Origin of the sequence: Weissella hellenica (assembly GCF_005405545.1) — a bacterium.
Classification (GTDB): Bacteria; Bacillota; Bacilli; order Lactobacillales; family Lactobacillaceae; genus Weissella; species Weissella hellenica.
On record NZ_BJEG01000010.1, the window covers coordinates 43,631 to 60,338 of the forward strand.

General features: G+C 37.5%; 14 protein-coding genes. All 14 read left to right on the forward strand.

Going from position 1 to position 16,708, the window contains the following annotated elements; all coding sequences use genetic code 11:
• Window positions 1–12: 12 nt before the first annotated feature.
• The 14 genes from FFM61_RS06290 (at window position 13) to FFM61_RS06355 (ending at window position 16,602) form a co-directional block, all read left to right on the forward strand.
• A complete protein-coding gene (locus FFM61_RS06290; protein WP_074427684.1) occupies window positions 13–321 on the forward strand; it encodes a hypothetical protein in 309 nt (102 codons plus the stop codon).
• Entirely contained in the window at window positions 321–2,006 is a 1,686-nt protein-coding gene (gene argS, locus FFM61_RS06295; RefSeq protein ID WP_074427683.1) for an arginine--tRNA ligase, read from the forward strand. The genes FFM61_RS06290 and argS overlap by 1 nt, the downstream gene beginning before the upstream one ends.
• Window positions 2,007–2,154: 148 nt before the next feature.
• Window positions 2,155–2,622 carry an arginine repressor gene (locus tag FFM61_RS06300; RefSeq protein WP_074427682.1) on the forward strand — a complete coding sequence of 156 codons (468 nt, stop codon included), beginning with the start codon at window positions 2,155–2,157 and terminating at the stop codon, window positions 2,620–2,622.
• A gap of 1 nt (window position 2,623) precedes the next feature.
• On the forward strand, window positions 2,624–4,819 hold the full coding sequence (locus FFM61_RS06305) for a transglycosylase domain-containing protein (protein WP_083194512.1): 2,196 nt from the start codon (window positions 2,624–2,626) through the stop codon (window positions 4,817–4,819).
• A gap of 56 nt (window positions 4,820–4,875) precedes the next feature.
• Window positions 4,876–5,220, forward strand: a complete 345-nt coding sequence (locus FFM61_RS06310) for a YlbF family regulator (RefSeq protein ID WP_074427681.1) — start codon at window positions 4,876–4,878, stop codon at window positions 5,218–5,220.
• 104 nt (window positions 5,221–5,324) lie between these two features.
• Window positions 5,325–6,518 (forward strand): metallophosphoesterase family protein, encoded by a 1,194-nt coding sequence (locus FFM61_RS06315; RefSeq protein ID WP_074427680.1) that lies wholly within the window; start codon window positions 5,325–5,327, stop codon window positions 6,516–6,518.
• On the forward strand, window positions 6,508–8,838 hold the full coding sequence (locus FFM61_RS06320; RefSeq protein WP_074427679.1) for an ATP-binding protein: 2,331 nt from the start codon (window positions 6,508–6,510) through the stop codon (window positions 8,836–8,838). The genes FFM61_RS06315 and FFM61_RS06320 overlap by 11 nt, the downstream gene beginning before the upstream one ends.
• A 12-nt stretch (window positions 8,839–8,850) precedes the next feature.
• The gene (locus FFM61_RS06325) at window positions 8,851–9,816 is read left to right on the forward strand and encodes a 3'-5' exoribonuclease YhaM family protein (protein ID WP_074427678.1); all 966 of its coding nucleotides are present in this window, start codon (window positions 8,851–8,853) and stop codon (window positions 9,814–9,816) included.
• Between the two features lie 103 nt (window positions 9,817–9,919).
• Window positions 9,920–11,452 carry a gluconokinase gene (gene gntK / locus FFM61_RS06330; protein WP_074427677.1) on the forward strand — a complete coding sequence of 511 codons (1,533 nt, stop codon included), beginning with the start codon at window positions 9,920–9,922 and terminating at the stop codon, window positions 11,450–11,452.
• Window positions 11,453–11,656: 204 nt separating this feature from the next.
• Window positions 11,657–12,667 carry an efflux RND transporter periplasmic adaptor subunit gene (locus tag FFM61_RS06335; RefSeq protein ID WP_074427676.1) on the forward strand — a complete coding sequence of 337 codons (1,011 nt, stop codon included), beginning with the start codon at window positions 11,657–11,659 and terminating at the stop codon, window positions 12,665–12,667.
• Entirely contained in the window at window positions 12,660–13,340 is a 681-nt protein-coding gene (locus FFM61_RS06340) for an ABC transporter ATP-binding protein (protein WP_074427675.1), read from the forward strand. Before FFM61_RS06335 ends, FFM61_RS06340 begins: the two co-directional genes overlap by 8 nt.
• A 2-nt stretch (window positions 13,341–13,342) precedes the next feature.
• The gene (locus FFM61_RS06345; RefSeq protein ID WP_074427674.1) at window positions 13,343–14,542 is read left to right on the forward strand and encodes an ABC transporter permease; all 1,200 of its coding nucleotides are present in this window, start codon (window positions 13,343–13,345) and stop codon (window positions 14,540–14,542) included.
• 157 nt (window positions 14,543–14,699) lie between these two features.
• Window positions 14,700–15,167 (forward strand): PH domain-containing protein, encoded by a 468-nt coding sequence (locus FFM61_RS06350; protein WP_074427673.1) that lies wholly within the window; start codon window positions 14,700–14,702, stop codon window positions 15,165–15,167.
• Window positions 15,157–16,602, forward strand: coding sequence for a PH domain-containing protein (locus FFM61_RS06355; protein ID WP_074427672.1), 1,446 nt, complete (start codon window positions 15,157–15,159; stop codon window positions 16,600–16,602). The genes FFM61_RS06350 and FFM61_RS06355 overlap by 11 nt, the downstream gene beginning before the upstream one ends.
• Window positions 16,603–16,708 lie beyond the last annotated feature (106 nt).

Here is a 16,708-nt window from a genome sequence, read left to right on the forward strand (position 1 = left end):
GGGGATAGTAGCATGGCTAAAGATCCAGTAGAAAATACATCAGAATTTGATTTAGGCGATTTTGTCGCCGGGAAAAAATTTGCAAACTTTGAACATGACTTTAAAGGAATTGTTGAAAAAATTTATGAGCATTCATTATTAGTAGTGATTACTGAAAATGATCCTGAAGATGATGCAACAGTGAATGAGTACAACCACCGTGCTGTTTTGCGTATGTCAGAAACAAAAATTTTGGTGAAAACTGATAATCCTGCACCACGTCCTGAAAAAGAAGATGATGAAGATGCAGAGAAGAAGGATGCTAAAGGAGACAAAGCATAATGGATTACAAGAGTCACATTGCACAAAAAATTGCTGCCGTTGTTCCTGAATTGGATGACGCAACAATTCTTTCAAAAATTGAAGTACCTAAGGATGCTAGCATGGGTGACTATGCTTTCCCAGCATTTTTGTTAGCAAAGTCACGCCGGATGGCACCACAACAAATTGCTAATGACATTGTGTCTGATATTGATACTGAGAGCTTTAAAGATGTGAAGGCTGTTGGTCCTTATGTTAACTTTTTCTTGGATCAATCCCAATTTGGGGCTGAGACACTAGCTGGCGTATTACGTAATTCTGAATATGGGCATAATACAGACGGTGAAGCTGGTCATATTACAATTGACATGTCATCACCTAATATTGCCAAGCCAATGTCAATGGGCCACTTGCGTTCAACAGTTATTGGAAATTCATTAGCTGAAATTGCTAAGGCAAATGGGTACCAACCAATCAAAATTAACCACTTAGGTGATTGGGGAACACAATTTGGAAAACTAATGTCTGCTTACAAGCGTTGGGGATCTGAAGAAGAAGTTAAGGCTGATCCAATTAATACCTTAGTGAAATACTATGTACGTTTCCACAAAGAAGCTGAAACACAACCTGAATTAAACGATGAAGGTCGCGCTTGGTTTAAAAAACTTGAAGATGGTAATGAAGAAGCACATCAATTGTGGTCATGGTTCCGCGAAGAGTCGTTGAAAGAATTTATGGAATTGTATGATGACTTAGATATTGATTTTGATTCATTTAATGGCGAAGCCTTTTACAATGACAAGATGGATACAGTTATTCAAACGCTTAAAGACAAGAACCTATTGGTTGAGTCTCAAGGTGCACAAGTTGTTGATTTGAGTGATGAAGATTTAAATGTTGCCATGATTCAACGTACTGATGGTGCAACCTTGTATATGACCCGTGATTTGGCAGCAGCAATTTTCCGTAAGAATAACTACAACTTTGTGAAGTCGTTATACGTTGTGGGTGGTGAGCAACGTGAGCACTTTAAGCAAATGAAGTCTGTTTTGAAGAAAATGGATTATGACTGGTCTGATGATATTGAACATATTCCATTTGGTATGATTACTGTTGATGGTAAGAAACTATCAACACGTTCAGGACGCATCATCTTATTGAAAGATGTTTTGTCAGATTCAGTTAAGTTAGCAACGGCACAAATTAACGAAAAGAATCCAGAATTAGCAAATAAAGAAGAAGTTGCGCACGAGGTTGGAACTGGCGCAGTGGTATTCCACGACTTGATGAACGAACGTTTGGGTGATTTTGACTTTAAACTTGAAGAAGTAGTTCGCTTTGAAGGTGATACTGGTCCATATGTACAATACACAAACGCACGTGCACAATCTATTTTGCGTAAGGCTGGTAATCCAGAATTAGATTTATCTAATTTAGTTATTAACGATGATAGTGTTTGGGAAACCGAAAAGTTAGTTGCGAACTTCGGTGATATTGTTCGTCGCGCATGGCGTGATCGCGAACCATCAGTTATTGCAAAGTACGCACTAAATCTATCACGTACGTTTAACAAGTACTATGCTAATTCGAAAATTTTGGTTGAAGATGATCAACTAAATGCACGTTTGGCATTAGTATCAGCAGTATCACATATTTTGACAGAATCATTACGCTTATTAGGTGTTAAAGCACCAAAAGAGATGTAAAATTGATTTGACTTGGGCTGAGACAATATTGTCTAGGCCCTTTTTTTAGTATATATAGTAAAATTTAAGCTAAATAGTCGAATATGTTAAAATAAAACAGGTGAAACTACTCTAGTGGTAGGAACTAAAATGTAAAGAGGAATGAAACATGGCTTTAAAAAAACAAGAACGCCAAATGATGATTCTTGAAATTTTGGCGCATGACGTGATTGATTCTCAAGAAGAGATTTTGCATCGTTTACAAGAGGCAGGCATTGCGGTAACGCAAGCAACTGTGTCTCGTGATATTAAAGAATTACGGATTGTTCGACAACCAGATGCCAAAGGGCAACCACGTTATCAAGTTATGCCTGATCAAATGGCAATGCGTTCACATGAAAGTAATAAAATAACGCAAGGATTTGCTGATATGGCTAGTTCTGTTGTGCCAATTGAATTTATGATTGTCGTGAAAACAACCCAAGGGAATGGTAATCGATTAGCAGCAATGATTGATGATGCTGATATTCCAGAAGTAGTCGGTACGTTGGCCGGCCATAATACAATTTATGTGACGACCACTTCAGCTAGTGATGCAATTGAAATTGCTGAACAATTTAATAAGTGGATAGAATAATATGAAAGATTTTTTGAAAAAATTAAAAGAATGGTGGCAACAAAAAACAGCGCCAGCTAGGACATGGTTAAGCCGGGTTTTTGCACCATTTATTCGCTGGCATAAACGCTTTTGCCAGCCATTTTATGCATGGATTAGTCGGACATTCGGTCCGTTTTGGCATCGATTTCAAGTTAATCGTTGGTTGATTACTTTATTTTTAACACTCTTTCTTGTCGTGAGTGTCTTAGGCACATTTGAGGCGAAGACTACAGATATTACTGATTTAAAGAAGCAATTACAATCAACAACGGAAATTTATGATAATGCCGGTAACAAAGCGGGTAGTTTATCTGGTCAAAAGGGGACGTATGTTAAGTTTCGTGATATTTCCCCCCATGCAGTGAATGCGGTTATCGCAACTGAAGATCGTCATTTTTATCGTGAACATGGTTTTTCAATTAAAGGGATGACGCGTGGTGTATTAACGACCATCTGGTACCGCATTCGTGGTAGTCATGTGTCAGTTGGTGGTTCAACGTTAACGCAACAATTAGTAAAAAATGCTTATTTAAGTCAAGACCAGACGGTTATTCGTAAAGCACGCGAATTGTTCTTATCAATTGAGGTTGAAAAGGAATATTCAAAACATGAAATTTTAGCGATGTATTTAAATAATGCTTACTTTGGTCATGGTGTTTGGGGTATTCAAGATGCTGCAAAAAAATATTTTGGTGTCGATGCCATTGACTTATCAGTCTCGCAAGGGGCAATGTTAATTGGGATGTTACAATCACCAAATGGATATGATCCGCTAATCTATCAAGATGCTGCCAAAAATAGACGTGATCAAGTGCTACAAAACTTGGTTTCAACAAAATATTTGACACAAGCACAAGCTGATTATAATGCAGATTTACCAATTGATGCAGTCGACCATGAAGTAGATAATTCAAATTACAATTATCCCTATTACTTTGATTCAGTTATTAATGAAGCCATCAATACTTATCATCTAAAAGAACAAGATATTTTAAATAATGGTTATAAGATTTATACGACTCTTAATCAAGATGATCAAGCAAACCTACAAACTGATTACGAAAACCCTAATTTGAATCCAATTGGGGATGGTTCACAAGCAGCATCAATTGTTATGGATGCTAAAACAGGGGGAGTTCGTGCAATTATTGGTGGTCGTGGGGAACACGTCTTTAGAGGCTTTAACCGCGCAACGCAATCACGTCGTTCGCCAGGATCAACAATCAAACCAATTGTTGATTATGGGCCATCATTATCACGTGGTTTTTCATTTGATTCTGATTTAAAGAATAGTACGATGAGTTTTGGTACAAATGGTTATTCACCATCTAACTATGGGGATTATACCAGTGATAAAATTCCAATGTACCAAGCGTTAGAAAATTCATATAATATCCCAGCAGTTTGGCTACTTGATCAAATGGGTGTGTCAGTTGGTTATGATGCCGCTGAAAAAGCCGGCTTACCATTGACGAAATCTGATAAAAACTTAGCTTTGGCAATTGGCGGTTTGAAAAAAGGGGTTACACCACTTGAAATGACGCAAGCCTACACCAGTTTTGCAAACGGTGGTCAAATGAGTAAGAGTCATTTTATTACTAAAATTGTTGATGCGTCAGGTAAAACGATTGTGCAAGCAAAGCAAAAGCATACGCGTTTATGGTCAAGAAAAGTGGCTAATGAAATGACATCGATGATGTTAGGCGTTTATACCCATGGAACTGGGGCTAGTGCTGATCCAGCTGGCTATGATGTGGCTGGTAAGACAGGAACAACGGAAGTTTCCGGAACCGACTCAACTAGTGACAATGCGACTGATTCATGGGCAATTGCGTATACACCAGACGTGGTAGTGACGACTTGGTCAGGTTATGATGAGACAGATGCTAGTCATACGATCTCTGCTTACTTGTCGCAAACCTCAGGACCACTAATGAAAACAACACTTGAGCAAGTGATTCCCAATACAGAACAAACAAAGTTTAAAACAAAGAGTGTTCGTAGCAAAATGGCAGCCACGCAAGATAATGAAGCTAGCTCACAAAATGGGCTTAAAGATAATATTAGTGGTATTGGTGATGAAATTAAAAAAGGTGCCACATCAACTTGGAATAATGTTAAAGATGGTGCTCAGAAGGCTTGGTCAGGTGTGCAATCATTATTACCAGAGTTTTAAAAAAATAGTAATTATGAGATAATGAATATATTACAAAAGATGGGAAAAGGATACTTATGATAAATATTTACGATAATGTCAATGCCGTTGCTGACAATTTACGCGAGACAGCACAATATAAGACGCTTCGTGACGCAATTGCGACAGTTGATGGGGAACCTGAAGCAAAAGAAGTCTTTTCACGTTTCCAACATGCACAAGGACAAATTAACCAAGCTGTTCAAGCTGGTAGTGAACCTGATGAAAGCCAAGTTGCAGAATGGCAACAAATTGCAAATGAAATGGAAAAATTTGATTCATTAAAGCAAATGCTTGCGGCTGAAAAAGGATTGAACCAATTGTTGATGGAAATCAACAATATTATTACAAAGCCAATTGCAGAATTGTACGGTCAAAACTAAGTTAATGTTTAGTTTTACAGAGTGGGGCAATGTTGTCTCGCTCTTTTTTTCGTAACGATTCTCAAATATAATAAAGATAAAAGCAAATAAAGGAGATCAATGACATGAAGTTTATTCATGCTGGTGACTTACATCTTGGTAATCCATTCGGTGGTTTATCAATTACACCAAGCTGGTTAAAAGAAAAATTACATTCCGCCACGCAAGTTGCAGTACATCGTTTAGTGGATGATGCAATTGTAGCAGCTGTAGACTTTGTGGTTTTAGCAGGTGATTCCTTTAATACAACAACGCCGGATGCACGGGCACAATTAGATTTAGTAAATGAATTACAACGTCTAGCTGACGCAAAAATTCATGTTTATATTATTTTTGGTAATCATGATTATGTGAATAATTGGCAGCGACTACCTACATTTCCTGACAATGTAACGTTGTTTCCTGCTGAAGTGACGACGCAGCAGTTACAAACTGCAAATCATGAAACAGTTGCTATTAGTGGATTTTCATATACACAACGGCATATATCGACTAACCAAGTGACACAGTTTCCGATGAAAGATACAAGTGTTGATTGGCATATTGGTTTATATCATGGGGCACTAGGTGAGGCTGGTGTTGGTGATTATGCACCATTTAGTTTACAAGCATTACAACAAAAACATTATGATTATTGGGCATTAGGCCATATTCATGTGCGTGAAACGTTGCAAGAACAACCATTCATTGGTTATTCAGGTAGTATTCAAGGCCTAGATAAAACAGAAACGGGATCTAAAGGCTATTACATGGTAGAAAGTCACTCACAACAGTTGGTACCAACCTTTACACCGGTTGCACCAATTACGTGGGTTACTGAAAAAGTGCAAACTGATCGTGATTTACATATGGTTGTACAACAAGTACGTGAACAATTTGTATTAAAAGAGGAATTTGAATTGATTGCGTTACAAATTGAGACAGACCAAACGACAGTATTGTCAGCTATTACGAATCAACAATTATTAGCACAGTTTGTTGCAGCTGCTCAACCTAGTGATATGTTCTTTATCTATGACGTAACCGGACACCCAAAACAAAAAATAGCGGGCTTACCAGCAGTTGCTGATCAATACTGGTCAGCAACAGTGGCAAATGTTTTTAATTTAGAGCAATTGCAAAAATTAGGATTAAAGCAAGTGACAGATGGTGATGTGTTAGATTATTTTTTGGACGCATCAACGCTAACAGATCTTAAATCAGCTGTTCAAACCCAATTACAGGTATCACAGATAGGGGATGAAAATCATGTGGATTAAACAAGCACATATTGTTGGATTTGGGCAATTTAGTCAGCAAACCTTTAATTTTGTGCAAGGATTACAGGTTGTGCAAGGGTTAAATGAAGCTGGGAAAACCACGTTACATCAATTCTTATTTGATATGATTTTTGGTTTTCCTCAAGCTAAGGGGCGTAAGATTAATACGTACGAACCTTTAGATAAAGGTCCTTACGGTGGTCGGATTCAATTTGAAGTAGCTAATCAATTATATGAATTAGAGCGATTAGGTCGAACACAAACAACCACGACATTAACAGCGGTCGCTACGGGACAAATTTTTGCAGATCCAGAAGCAATGTTGACCAAGTTATTGGGGCCTGTTGATCGTGAATTATATCTAGCAATTTTTAGCTTTGATCAGGAAGCGTTAATGGCCATTTTTTCGCTCAAACCAGATGATTTTGCTGCTTATTTACGCACTTTGGCAACACCAGGCGCACAAGATTGGCTGGATGTCGCCAATCAATGGGAAAAGAATGCCACAACTAAATTTGGGACAACCAAAACGGCGCATCGTGAAATTAATCAGTCTTTGGCGCAATTAAAACAACAGCAGCAACAACTACAAGTTACGATTAGCCAACAGCCTTCATTGGATAAGTTACAAGCAAATGCCCAGTCATTAACCCGCCGTTTGCAAAGTTTGCAGCAGCGACAAGCGCAAATTCAAAGTCAGATGACCCATCAACAAGCCCAAATGCATTTATTACCGGTCTACCAACGATGGCATAAAATTACACAGCAAGTACAAGCAGTCGGCAAGCCCCTAGATTTAACAGTTGCTGATGAGGCCGAGCGTGTGCGGCAACAATTGGCATCATTAGATGATATGATGGTCACGACAGCTATCACAAAGCAACAAGTTGAAAGCGCTAATGATGCGATCGAAAAATTAGAAGAACTTGATCAAAAGCAGGCATATCTAACGAAGCAACAGACAACTGCAATGCAGGCGCAAGCAGATGTCTTAGCAAAGTATCATTGGCAGCAACTACCACCGTTATTAACAGATGACCAAAAAGCAAAACTGAATGGTCAATCAGTTAAGGCTGAATCTACTGATAATAAAAGTTTGATAATTGCAGCGATAATTGGTGTTGTTATATTAATGGTGACGTTAATGACTAACCATATTGTGACTGGTGTTTTCTTGTTGATTATTTGTTTGGTCTTTGGTTGGTGGTTTGGTCAAAACAAAAACAAGCCGACAACTAGTACTCAAGCAAATCATGTATTGCCAGATGCTTATCAACAAATGACTGTTACAGATATTCTATCAGCACAAAATGACATCAAAAAAGTAAATGATTTATTATTAGCAACAAACCAAACATTCCAAGATCAACAAGCGATGTTATCAGAGTTAGTTGATGTGAAAGTGTCATTAAGTTGGTTAGGCGAAGGGTTATCAGCAAAAGACTATCGCAGTCGTTTAATGGCAGTGCATGTGCAACAAGAGACGATGGGCCAACAGCAGTTACAGCGTCAGAATTTGCAGCAAACCTTGCAAACGTTATATCAAAAATTGGGTGTTAAAGATGAAAGTGCATTGCGTCAACGCCGTGATGCACAACGTCAAGTGAATGATTTGCATCGTGAAGCTGATATGTTAGCAGAACAATTACAAGGTGCTGATATGCATGAATTAGCAGCACAGGATGCTATTAAGAATCAGCCGCAGTCTACATCAGAAAATCAAGAAATATTGCAACGGATTCAGCGTGAAAAAGCGCAAGTCAATCAACAACTAGCTGAGGTTAACGTTCAGTTACAAAATTTACAGACGGATACGTCAATTGAAAATCAACAACAAATGGTTGCTAATCAAGTGACGATGGTGAATCAACAGTTAAAGCAATATTTTGTCGATCGATTAGGGAGCGAATGGATTCGTCAAGCATTAAACGCAGCCATTATTGATCGACTACCAAATTTGTTACAACAAGCCAGTGTTTTATTTGCACGTTTGACAAATAATCACTATCAGTCAGTACAACAAACAAAAACTTTATTAAAAGTTGTGCGCAATGACCGTAAAGTGTTAGGGGTTAATCAGTTGTCAAAGGGGACAGCTTCACAATTATATGTTGCCTTACGACTTGCTTTTGTGCTTAATGTTGCTAGTACGTTGCAATTACCGTTATTAATTGATGACGCATTTGTGGATTTTGACGATCAACGCCGTGACGCTATGATGACAGTGTTATCAGAGTTAGGCACAGATGACCAACAAATTTTTTATTTTACTGGCCGTCTGGTTTCAGGTGATAATATCATGACATTAACGCAGTCATAATAGGGGGATATTTTGACAAAAACATTAAAAGAATACCAATTGGATGAACGTGTCGATACATTTGCATTGTTAAAATCAGTTGAAGTGCGAATGACACAACAAGGCAAGCGTTATATGGCTTTGCAGTTGGCTGACCGTTCAATGACCATTAAAGGTATGAAGTGGGATGCGACTGAAGAGGAAGTATCAAAATTAAAAGCTGGCCAAGTGGTTTACATGCAAGCAGTTCGCCAAGCTTATCAAGAAAAGCCACAATTAAAAGTGTTGGCAATTCGGCTGGCACAAGCTGGTGAACCACAAGATGCAGCCGACTTTGTTGTGGCAGCGCCAATGAAAAAGCAAGAAATGGCAGATGAAGTATCAGCCATTATTTTCCAAATTACAAATGCCAATTGGCAACGCATTGTCCGGCATATTTTAAGAAAATATCAAGATGCCTTCTTACAATTTCCGGCTGCAAAAGCGAATCATCATGCTTTTACGGGTGGGCTGGCATACCATACACTATCAATTGTGCATTTAGCCCAAGCGATTGTTAAACAATACGAACAAGTGAACGCGAGTTTGTTATATGCTGGCGCATTATTGCATGATTTGGGTAAAGTGATTGAATTATCAGGTCCTGTGGCAACACAGTACACAACAGCTGGGAGTTTGATTGGGCATATTGTGCTGGTTGATGAAGAGATTGTCTTAGCAGCAACAGAATTAAAAATTGATTTACACAATGAAGACATGTTAGTGTTACGACATACTGTATTAGCCCATCATGGTTTGTTAGAATATGGTTCACCAGTTCAACCAATGATTAAAGAAGCTAATATTTTACATCAATTAGATGAGTTAGATGCTGGTATGCAAGCATTTGATAATGCACTTGAACAAACGACGCCTGGTGAATTTTCACCTCGTCAATGGGCTTTAGATAATCGTAGTGTCTATAAACCAGAAAGTGCTAGTTTCAATAGTGAAACATAAAAGTAAATTATTTTCGTGATAACGTTTGCAAAATGTAATTTTTTTACATAAAATTAATAGTGAAGCAATTACAAAATATTTAAAGATGTGAGAGGAAATACTAATGGATTATCTAATCGGAGTTGACTTAGGAACAACGTCTACTAAAGTAGTCTTATTTGATACTAAGGGACATGTTGTATCTAGTGCAAATAAAGGATATAAGTTATATCGTGATGCGCCGGATATGGCTGAAGAAGATTTAGATGAAATTTGGGAAGCTTTTACTGATGCTATGGCACAAGTTACACGTGTTGCTAAGGGTGGTAAAATCTTAGGGGTCTCATTCAGTTCAGCAATGCACTCTTTGATTGCCTTTGATGAAGACTGGCAACCATTAACACGTGTTATTACTTGGGCTGATGCACGTGCCGTTAAATATACAGAAGAATTAAAAGCAAATGGTATTGGGCAAGAAATTTATAGTAAGACGGGAACACCGATCCATCCAATGGCGCCTTTATCAAAATTACTTTGGTTAAAAGCTGAGCATGCGGATATTTACAATAAAGCAGCGCACTACCTAGGTATTAAGGAGTATTTATTTAACCGTTTGTTTGGTGCAAACCGCATGGATTATTCAATTGCTTCAGGTACTGGTTTGTTCAATATTTTCGATCTAGACTGGGACAAACAAGCATTGTCAGTTACTGGTGTTACTGCAGCACAATTGCCAGAACCAGTGGATCCATACACAATTGAGACTGGTATGAATAAGGCGTATGCTGCTGAAATGGGCTTGGCTGTCGATACGCCATTTATTTACGGTGCTGGTGATGGTCCATTGTCAAATTTGGGCGTTAATGCTATCCAAAAGGGTGTTGCAGCCGTAACAATTGGTACATCAGGGGCTATTCGTGTCGTAACTGATGCACCTAAGATTGATCCAAAGGGACGTACCTTTACGTACGCCCTTGATAAGGATCACTGGGTAGTTGGTGGACCTGTAAACAACGGGGGGGACGTCTTCCGTTGGGCGCGTGATAACATGTTTGACTCAGAAAAATCAACGGCCGAACTATTAGGGATTGATTCGTATGACCTACTAACAGAAATTGCATCTAAGATTCCAGCTGGTGCAGATGGTCTATTGTTCCATCCATATCTAGGTGGCGAACGTGCACCTATTTGGGATGCTAATGCACGTGGTTCATTCTTCGGTTTGACGCATAACCATACCCGTGCACATATGGTTCGTGCCGTCCTTGAAGGTATCATCTTTAATATTTATATGGTTTCACTTGCACTAGAAGAAGTTGTTGGTGATTTGACGGCTATTCAAGCGACCGGTGGTTTTGCTCGTTCACCGCTATGGCGTCAAATGGCTGCCGATATCTTTGAACAACCAGTTACTGTGCCGAAAGCATTTGAATCAGGGGCCTTAGCAGCGACTGTTATGGCACAAAAAGCATTGGGACTGGTTGATAACTTGGAAGTTATTGGCGATATGGTTGGTGAAGCAAATACGTACCAACCAAATCCAGACAATTATGAAGCATACCGTGAATTGAGCCCAATTTTCATTCGTTTATCACGTCAATTACAAACAGAGTATTCAGCAATTGCTGATTATCAACGTAAGCACATTAAGAAATAAAATAATTTTTTGAGTTTGGTATTTAAAAAGACAAAGCACTTCAGTTCAACAAGAACTGGGGTGCTTTTTTGCTAATAAATTTGTTTCTTTATGATAATCAGCGGAAAATTTTTTAAACATTTAAAAACAAATCATCAGGTTTAAATAATTTAATATTAAAATAAGAATTGTTTTTGGGAAATTAAAGGGAGGCTTTCGGTTTAAATGAAAAAGATAAAACACAAAAAGAAAATTCTGAGTGGCACAATTATTGGTTTAATATTAATTATTACAATATTTAGTTTAACAAGTTCAAAAAATACGAAAAGCGATGAAAAAGGCTATAAAATCACAAAAGTCACAAAAATATCACCTTTTATTGTTACTGGAAAAATTAAAGCAACGCGTACGCAAGTTGCGACACTGCCACAGGGAAAAGTACAACAAATTTTAGTTGATAACGGCGCACATGTCGATGCAGGTCAAGCTTTGGCAACAACATACAGTCAAGTGAGTCAAAATAACATGGACGATCTTAATCAAGAAATAGCACAACAGCAGCGTAAAGTGACGGAGCCTAAACGACAGCTAGATTTGGTAAAGGGTCAAGATGACCAAGCGAGGCTTTCTGAGGTACAAGCTAGTTATAATGATGCGAATGATGAATTAACCAATCTACAAACGAAATTACAACGGGGACAGTCTAAAGTAAACGGGACAGCGATTGCACCTTTTGCGGGGACAGTTGCTATTGATTATACAAAGATGGGTACACCAAGCATTACGATTTATGGGGATGATTTAATTTTTAAAGCAAATGTATCTGAATACGATTATGATAAATTACAATTAAATGCGAATTTGAAAGTTACGGCGTTAGCTTCTAAAGAAAGTATTGCTACAAAAATTAATTTTATATCAAATGAACCAGCAGCAACCAGCAAAGCTAACGATGCGAAATATGAGTTTACGGCGCCAATTCATAATCATTTTATGAATGGTCAAACGGCACGTGCATCGGTTGAGCAGGCAGGGCTATCAATACCAACAACATGTGTTAAAAAACAGGGTGTTTATGTCGTAAATAAAAAACATGTTGTGTCATTTAAGGCGATTATTGGTAAGACCGAGAATAGCCACTTTAAAGTTGAAAAAGGCCTTCGTGCAGGGCAATCAGTTATTGTAAATCCGGATAAAAGCTTGCGAGATGGCAGTAAGGTTAGTGTAGATGATTAAACTAGAGGCAATTAATAAATCATATCAACAGGGAAAGTCTGCGGTGCATATTTTGCATGATATTAATTTAAATATTTCTGAAGGTGAATTAGTCGCCATCATGGGTCAATCAGGTTCGGGAAAATCTACGTTAATTAATATTATCGGTTTTTTAGATGATCAATTCGAGGGCAATTATTTTTATAATGATTTACCGATTCATGATTATAAACGGTCACAATTTTCTAAATTAAGGAATAGTAACGTCGGTTTTGTATTTCAAAACTTTAAATTAATTAATAACTTAACGGTCCAAGAGAATGTTGGACTACCGCTTTTATACGCTGGTGAAAAACGAACTAACATAAAAAAACGAGTTACAGAGGTTTTACAACAGGTCGGGTTGCCAGGCCTTGAAAAAGAATTACCCAAGAATCTTTCTGGTGGGCAGCAGCAGCGAGTATCAATAGCACGAGCAATTATTACTCATCCGCAATTTTTAATTGCTGACGAGCCGACCGGTGCCCTAGATAGTCAAACTTCTGCTGAAATAATCGCTCTTTTTAAACAATTAAACAAACAACGAAATACAACAATTATTATGGTCACACATGATGAAAAAGTTTGTCGTCAAGCAACGCGCTTAATTCAAATTTTAGATGGGCGGATTATTTCTGATGAAAAGGTGGTATAACTATGATTTTTTTTGAATTAGTTAAGACTGCATGGCAATCGCTAAAAACTAATCCTAAACGTAGTCTGTTAACAATGGTCGGTATCGTAATTGGTGTGAGTGCTGTTATTACAATTATGTCATTAGGTAATGGCATTAAAAATAAAATGTTATCACAGTTTCATTTTACGGCTGATGGTAACATGACTGCTCAGATTGATTTTCATCAAAACGATGGCGTTAGTATGGGGAAACAGGGCTTTAATGATGTTGACATTAATTTGATTAAAAGTCATTTTGCTAAAGATATTCAGAAAGTGAAAATTGATCATTCTGATATGAGTTCAGGAATTAACCTGTATGGCAATCTAGGTAACCGAAATAAACTTTTTAGTGTCGGATTAGTTAAGGGGCATTCTACTAAATATGACATTGTAAATGGTCACAATATTACAAATAAAGATAATGCAAATGGTCGTCCTGTTGCTTTAATCAGTAAACATCTTGCTCAAAAGGATTATGGTAACGGTCAGCATGCAATCGGTACTAGTATTGAAATTTCACATCAAACATATGAAATAGTAGGTACATTTGATCACCGACAAGGCAATTTTTTGGATAGTGAGGTTAATGTTATTTTGCCTAAAACCGTGTTCACAGCTTCAGATGGGGCACAAAAAGGGGATTCACTACGTATCATTTTTAAAAAGCATCGTGATGTTCAGACCGTTGCTAAAAAGATTACATCATTTTTAAAAAAGCATGGTCAAAGTAAACATGATGGTAATTATACCTTTATCAACATTGGTAAGGAATTACGTCAAATTAAAATAATGTTTAACGCGTTAACTTACTTCATTAGTGCTATTGCTGCTATTTCTTTATTTATTGCAGGTATTGGTGTTATGAATATGATGTATATTTCAGTATCAGAGCGAACACAAGAGATTGGTATTCGCTTAGCTATGGGAGCAAAGCCTTGGAATATAACACGACAATTTTTACTTGAGGGAGTAATGTTAACGCTAAGTGGCGGTTTGATCGGATTTCTATTCGGTTGGGGATTGGTTAACATGATATCGACACTATCCCCATTTAAAGCAACGGTTACCTTAGGTTCATTTTTGTTATCAGTCGGTATTTCTTCGGCTGTTGGAATTGTTTTTGGTATTTTACCAGCGCGTCAGGCGGCTCTTAAAAATTTGATTGATACCCTAAGGTAAAAATAATAAATTGATAAACACGTAAAGTCTGTGAAGCTAGTCATTTTGATTCAGCTAAACAGTCTTTTTTAATAATGTTAATTAATGATATTTATTTGTCATAAAAAAACGACCATGATATTGTATAACTAGTTAAAAAGGGAGTAGGTATTGATTAATGGGACAGCAGTTACCTGAAAGTATTAAATCAGTATGGCGTTTGCAAGCGTCATTGAATTTATTAATTGAAATGATTATTATAGTTGGCATGTTATGCGGCTTTTATTTTTTAAAGTGGCCAATGTGGATTGTCGCAATTATTGCCGCAATTTTTATTATTTTTTCAATTGCGGAGTTTATTTTGATTTCGTATCGCTATCAATTTTGGCGTTACCAGATTTCAGATCATGATGTTGAAGTGACAACGGGCTTTTTTGTTCGGAAGACGACGGCCGTGCCAATTTTACGAATTCAAGATGTTACCCTATCTGCAGGGCCATTATTGCAATTTAAAAAATTACAGTCGGTTAAGATTCATACTGCAACGGCGGTTCATGAAATTGGTGGGGTTGACCATCAAACAGCAACCAGTTTAAAAACAAAAATTATGGACCTCGCAAAAGAGGAGGATGTTTATGACAGCTAAGCCGAAATATTTACATCCAGCAGCAATTGTTGTATTTTTAACGCAGGCTGTCAAAGAGTGGTGGATATTGTTGGTTTTGGGAATCGCTAATCGTTTATGGTGGTGGCTTTTGTTAGCGGTATGTTTAGAACTAATCATCGAAGTGATTCGTTACGCAACATTTACTTATACATTTGATGAACACGAACTTGTGATTAAGCGGGGCTTAATTAATAAACGGCAATCACATTTAACTTACCCTAAGATTCAAACTTTTCAAACAAAACAATGGTTTTTCATGAAGCCTTTAGGTTTAGTGAGTTTAAAAATTGAAACGTCTGCACAAACTAATAATCGTGCAGAGGCTAATTTACCAGTCATTAGCATAGCCGAAGTTGATCAATTAGAAAAATTGAAACAAAATGCTGCAAGTCATGTAATGACGACTGAAAAAACGGTTGATAATGATGAGACCGTGTCACAAGGGCAGGAAAAAAATAAGAAGCAACGCTATCAAATTAAATGGCATGACTTGAATTTATATGCTTTAACATCTTTTAGTATCGTGCCCATTTTATTGGGACTTAGTGTTGTTTATAATCGGTTAGAGGAAATGCTACCAGATGGCTTTATGGATAAAATTTTTGAAAGTTTTGGCCAACGAACGAATCAGGTAATTTTTTTGGATATTCTGGTGTTGCTGCTACTAGCAATCCTTGCTTCATATTTTTTTATTGTGCAACGATACTATCACTTTGAAATTACAACACAGGGCGAGCAATTAACGACACAAAAAGGGTTATTTCAAACTGATCGGGTGACTGTTCGTTTGAATAGAATTCAAAGTATTGTTTTTGTACAATCTTGGTTACGACAGCTATTACACTTAACGACAGTTCAAGCATTAGTTGCTGCCAATGCCTCTGATAATGAAAAAAGTGGTGATGTGGTTGTTATACCAGTTGTACAAAATAAGGCATCATACGACATTGCACAGCATTTCATCAAATGGCTAGCCGTAGGCCATGATAAGCCAACAGAATGGTTACAGGCTAGTCACCGTGGTAAATGGGCAATGATCCGTAATGTTGGGTTACCAGCATTAGTGATTAGCGTGATTATCTGTATTTTGTGGTGGCCATATGGCTTAGGTTCTTTAGTTTTACTACCACTAGCTTGGGCTTTAGGTAGCTACGCTGGTCATACAACCGGGGTAGGCATTTTACAGCAAGATATGTTACGAATTCAAATTGGTCATTTTTTTGGTAAAAAAACTTATTATCTCCCAAAGAAAAATGTCCAATCTTGTCAGATTAAGCAAAGTATTTTTATGCGACGTACAACGCTAGCGCATTTAATGATTAGAGTGCGTAATGGGGACGTCGAAACTGTACTCGAAGTTCGTTATTTACCACTGCAGGATGCTCATAAAATTTACAGTTGGTTTACACAATAAGCTAGTAAAAAAGTCTCTTATGCAAGAGATGTTATAATAGTTTATACGAATGCTTTATGAGGAATAGAAGGTTAAGTGATGACAATATTATTGTGATGTTTGGGTA

Excerpts from the sequence above, each read along its gene's own strand:
- FFM61_RS06290 (WP_074427684.1), top strand. The coding sequence starts at position 13 with ATGGCTAAAGATCCAGTAGAAAATACATCAGAATTTGATTTAGGCGAT.
- argS (WP_074427683.1), top strand. The coding sequence starts at position 321 with ATGGATTACAAGAGTCACATTGCACAAAAAATTGCTGCCGTTGTTCCT.
- FFM61_RS06300 (WP_074427682.1), top strand. The coding sequence starts at position 2,155 with ATGGCTTTAAAAAAACAAGAACGCCAAATGATGATTCTTGAAATTTTG.
- FFM61_RS06305 (WP_083194512.1), top strand. The coding sequence starts at position 2,624 with ATGAAAGATTTTTTGAAAAAATTAAAAGAATGGTGGCAACAAAAAACA.
- FFM61_RS06310 (WP_074427681.1), top strand. The coding sequence starts at position 4,876 with ATGATAAATATTTACGATAATGTCAATGCCGTTGCTGACAATTTACGC.
- FFM61_RS06315 (WP_074427680.1), top strand. The coding sequence starts at position 5,325 with ATGAAGTTTATTCATGCTGGTGACTTACATCTTGGTAATCCATTCGGT.
- FFM61_RS06320 (WP_074427679.1), top strand. The coding sequence starts at position 6,508 with ATGTGGATTAAACAAGCACATATTGTTGGATTTGGGCAATTTAGTCAG.
- gntK (WP_074427677.1), top strand. The coding sequence starts at position 9,920 with ATGGATTATCTAATCGGAGTTGACTTAGGAACAACGTCTACTAAAGTA.
- FFM61_RS06335 (WP_074427676.1), top strand. The coding sequence starts at position 11,657 with ATGAAAAAGATAAAACACAAAAAGAAAATTCTGAGTGGCACAATTATT.
- FFM61_RS06340 (WP_074427675.1), top strand. The coding sequence starts at position 12,660 with ATGATTAAACTAGAGGCAATTAATAAATCATATCAACAGGGAAAGTCT.
- FFM61_RS06345 (WP_074427674.1), top strand. The coding sequence starts at position 13,343 with ATGATTTTTTTTGAATTAGTTAAGACTGCATGGCAATCGCTAAAAACT.
- FFM61_RS06350 (WP_074427673.1), top strand. The coding sequence starts at position 14,700 with ATGGGACAGCAGTTACCTGAAAGTATTAAATCAGTATGGCGTTTGCAA.
- FFM61_RS06355 (WP_074427672.1), top strand. The coding sequence starts at position 15,157 with ATGACAGCTAAGCCGAAATATTTACATCCAGCAGCAATTGTTGTATTT.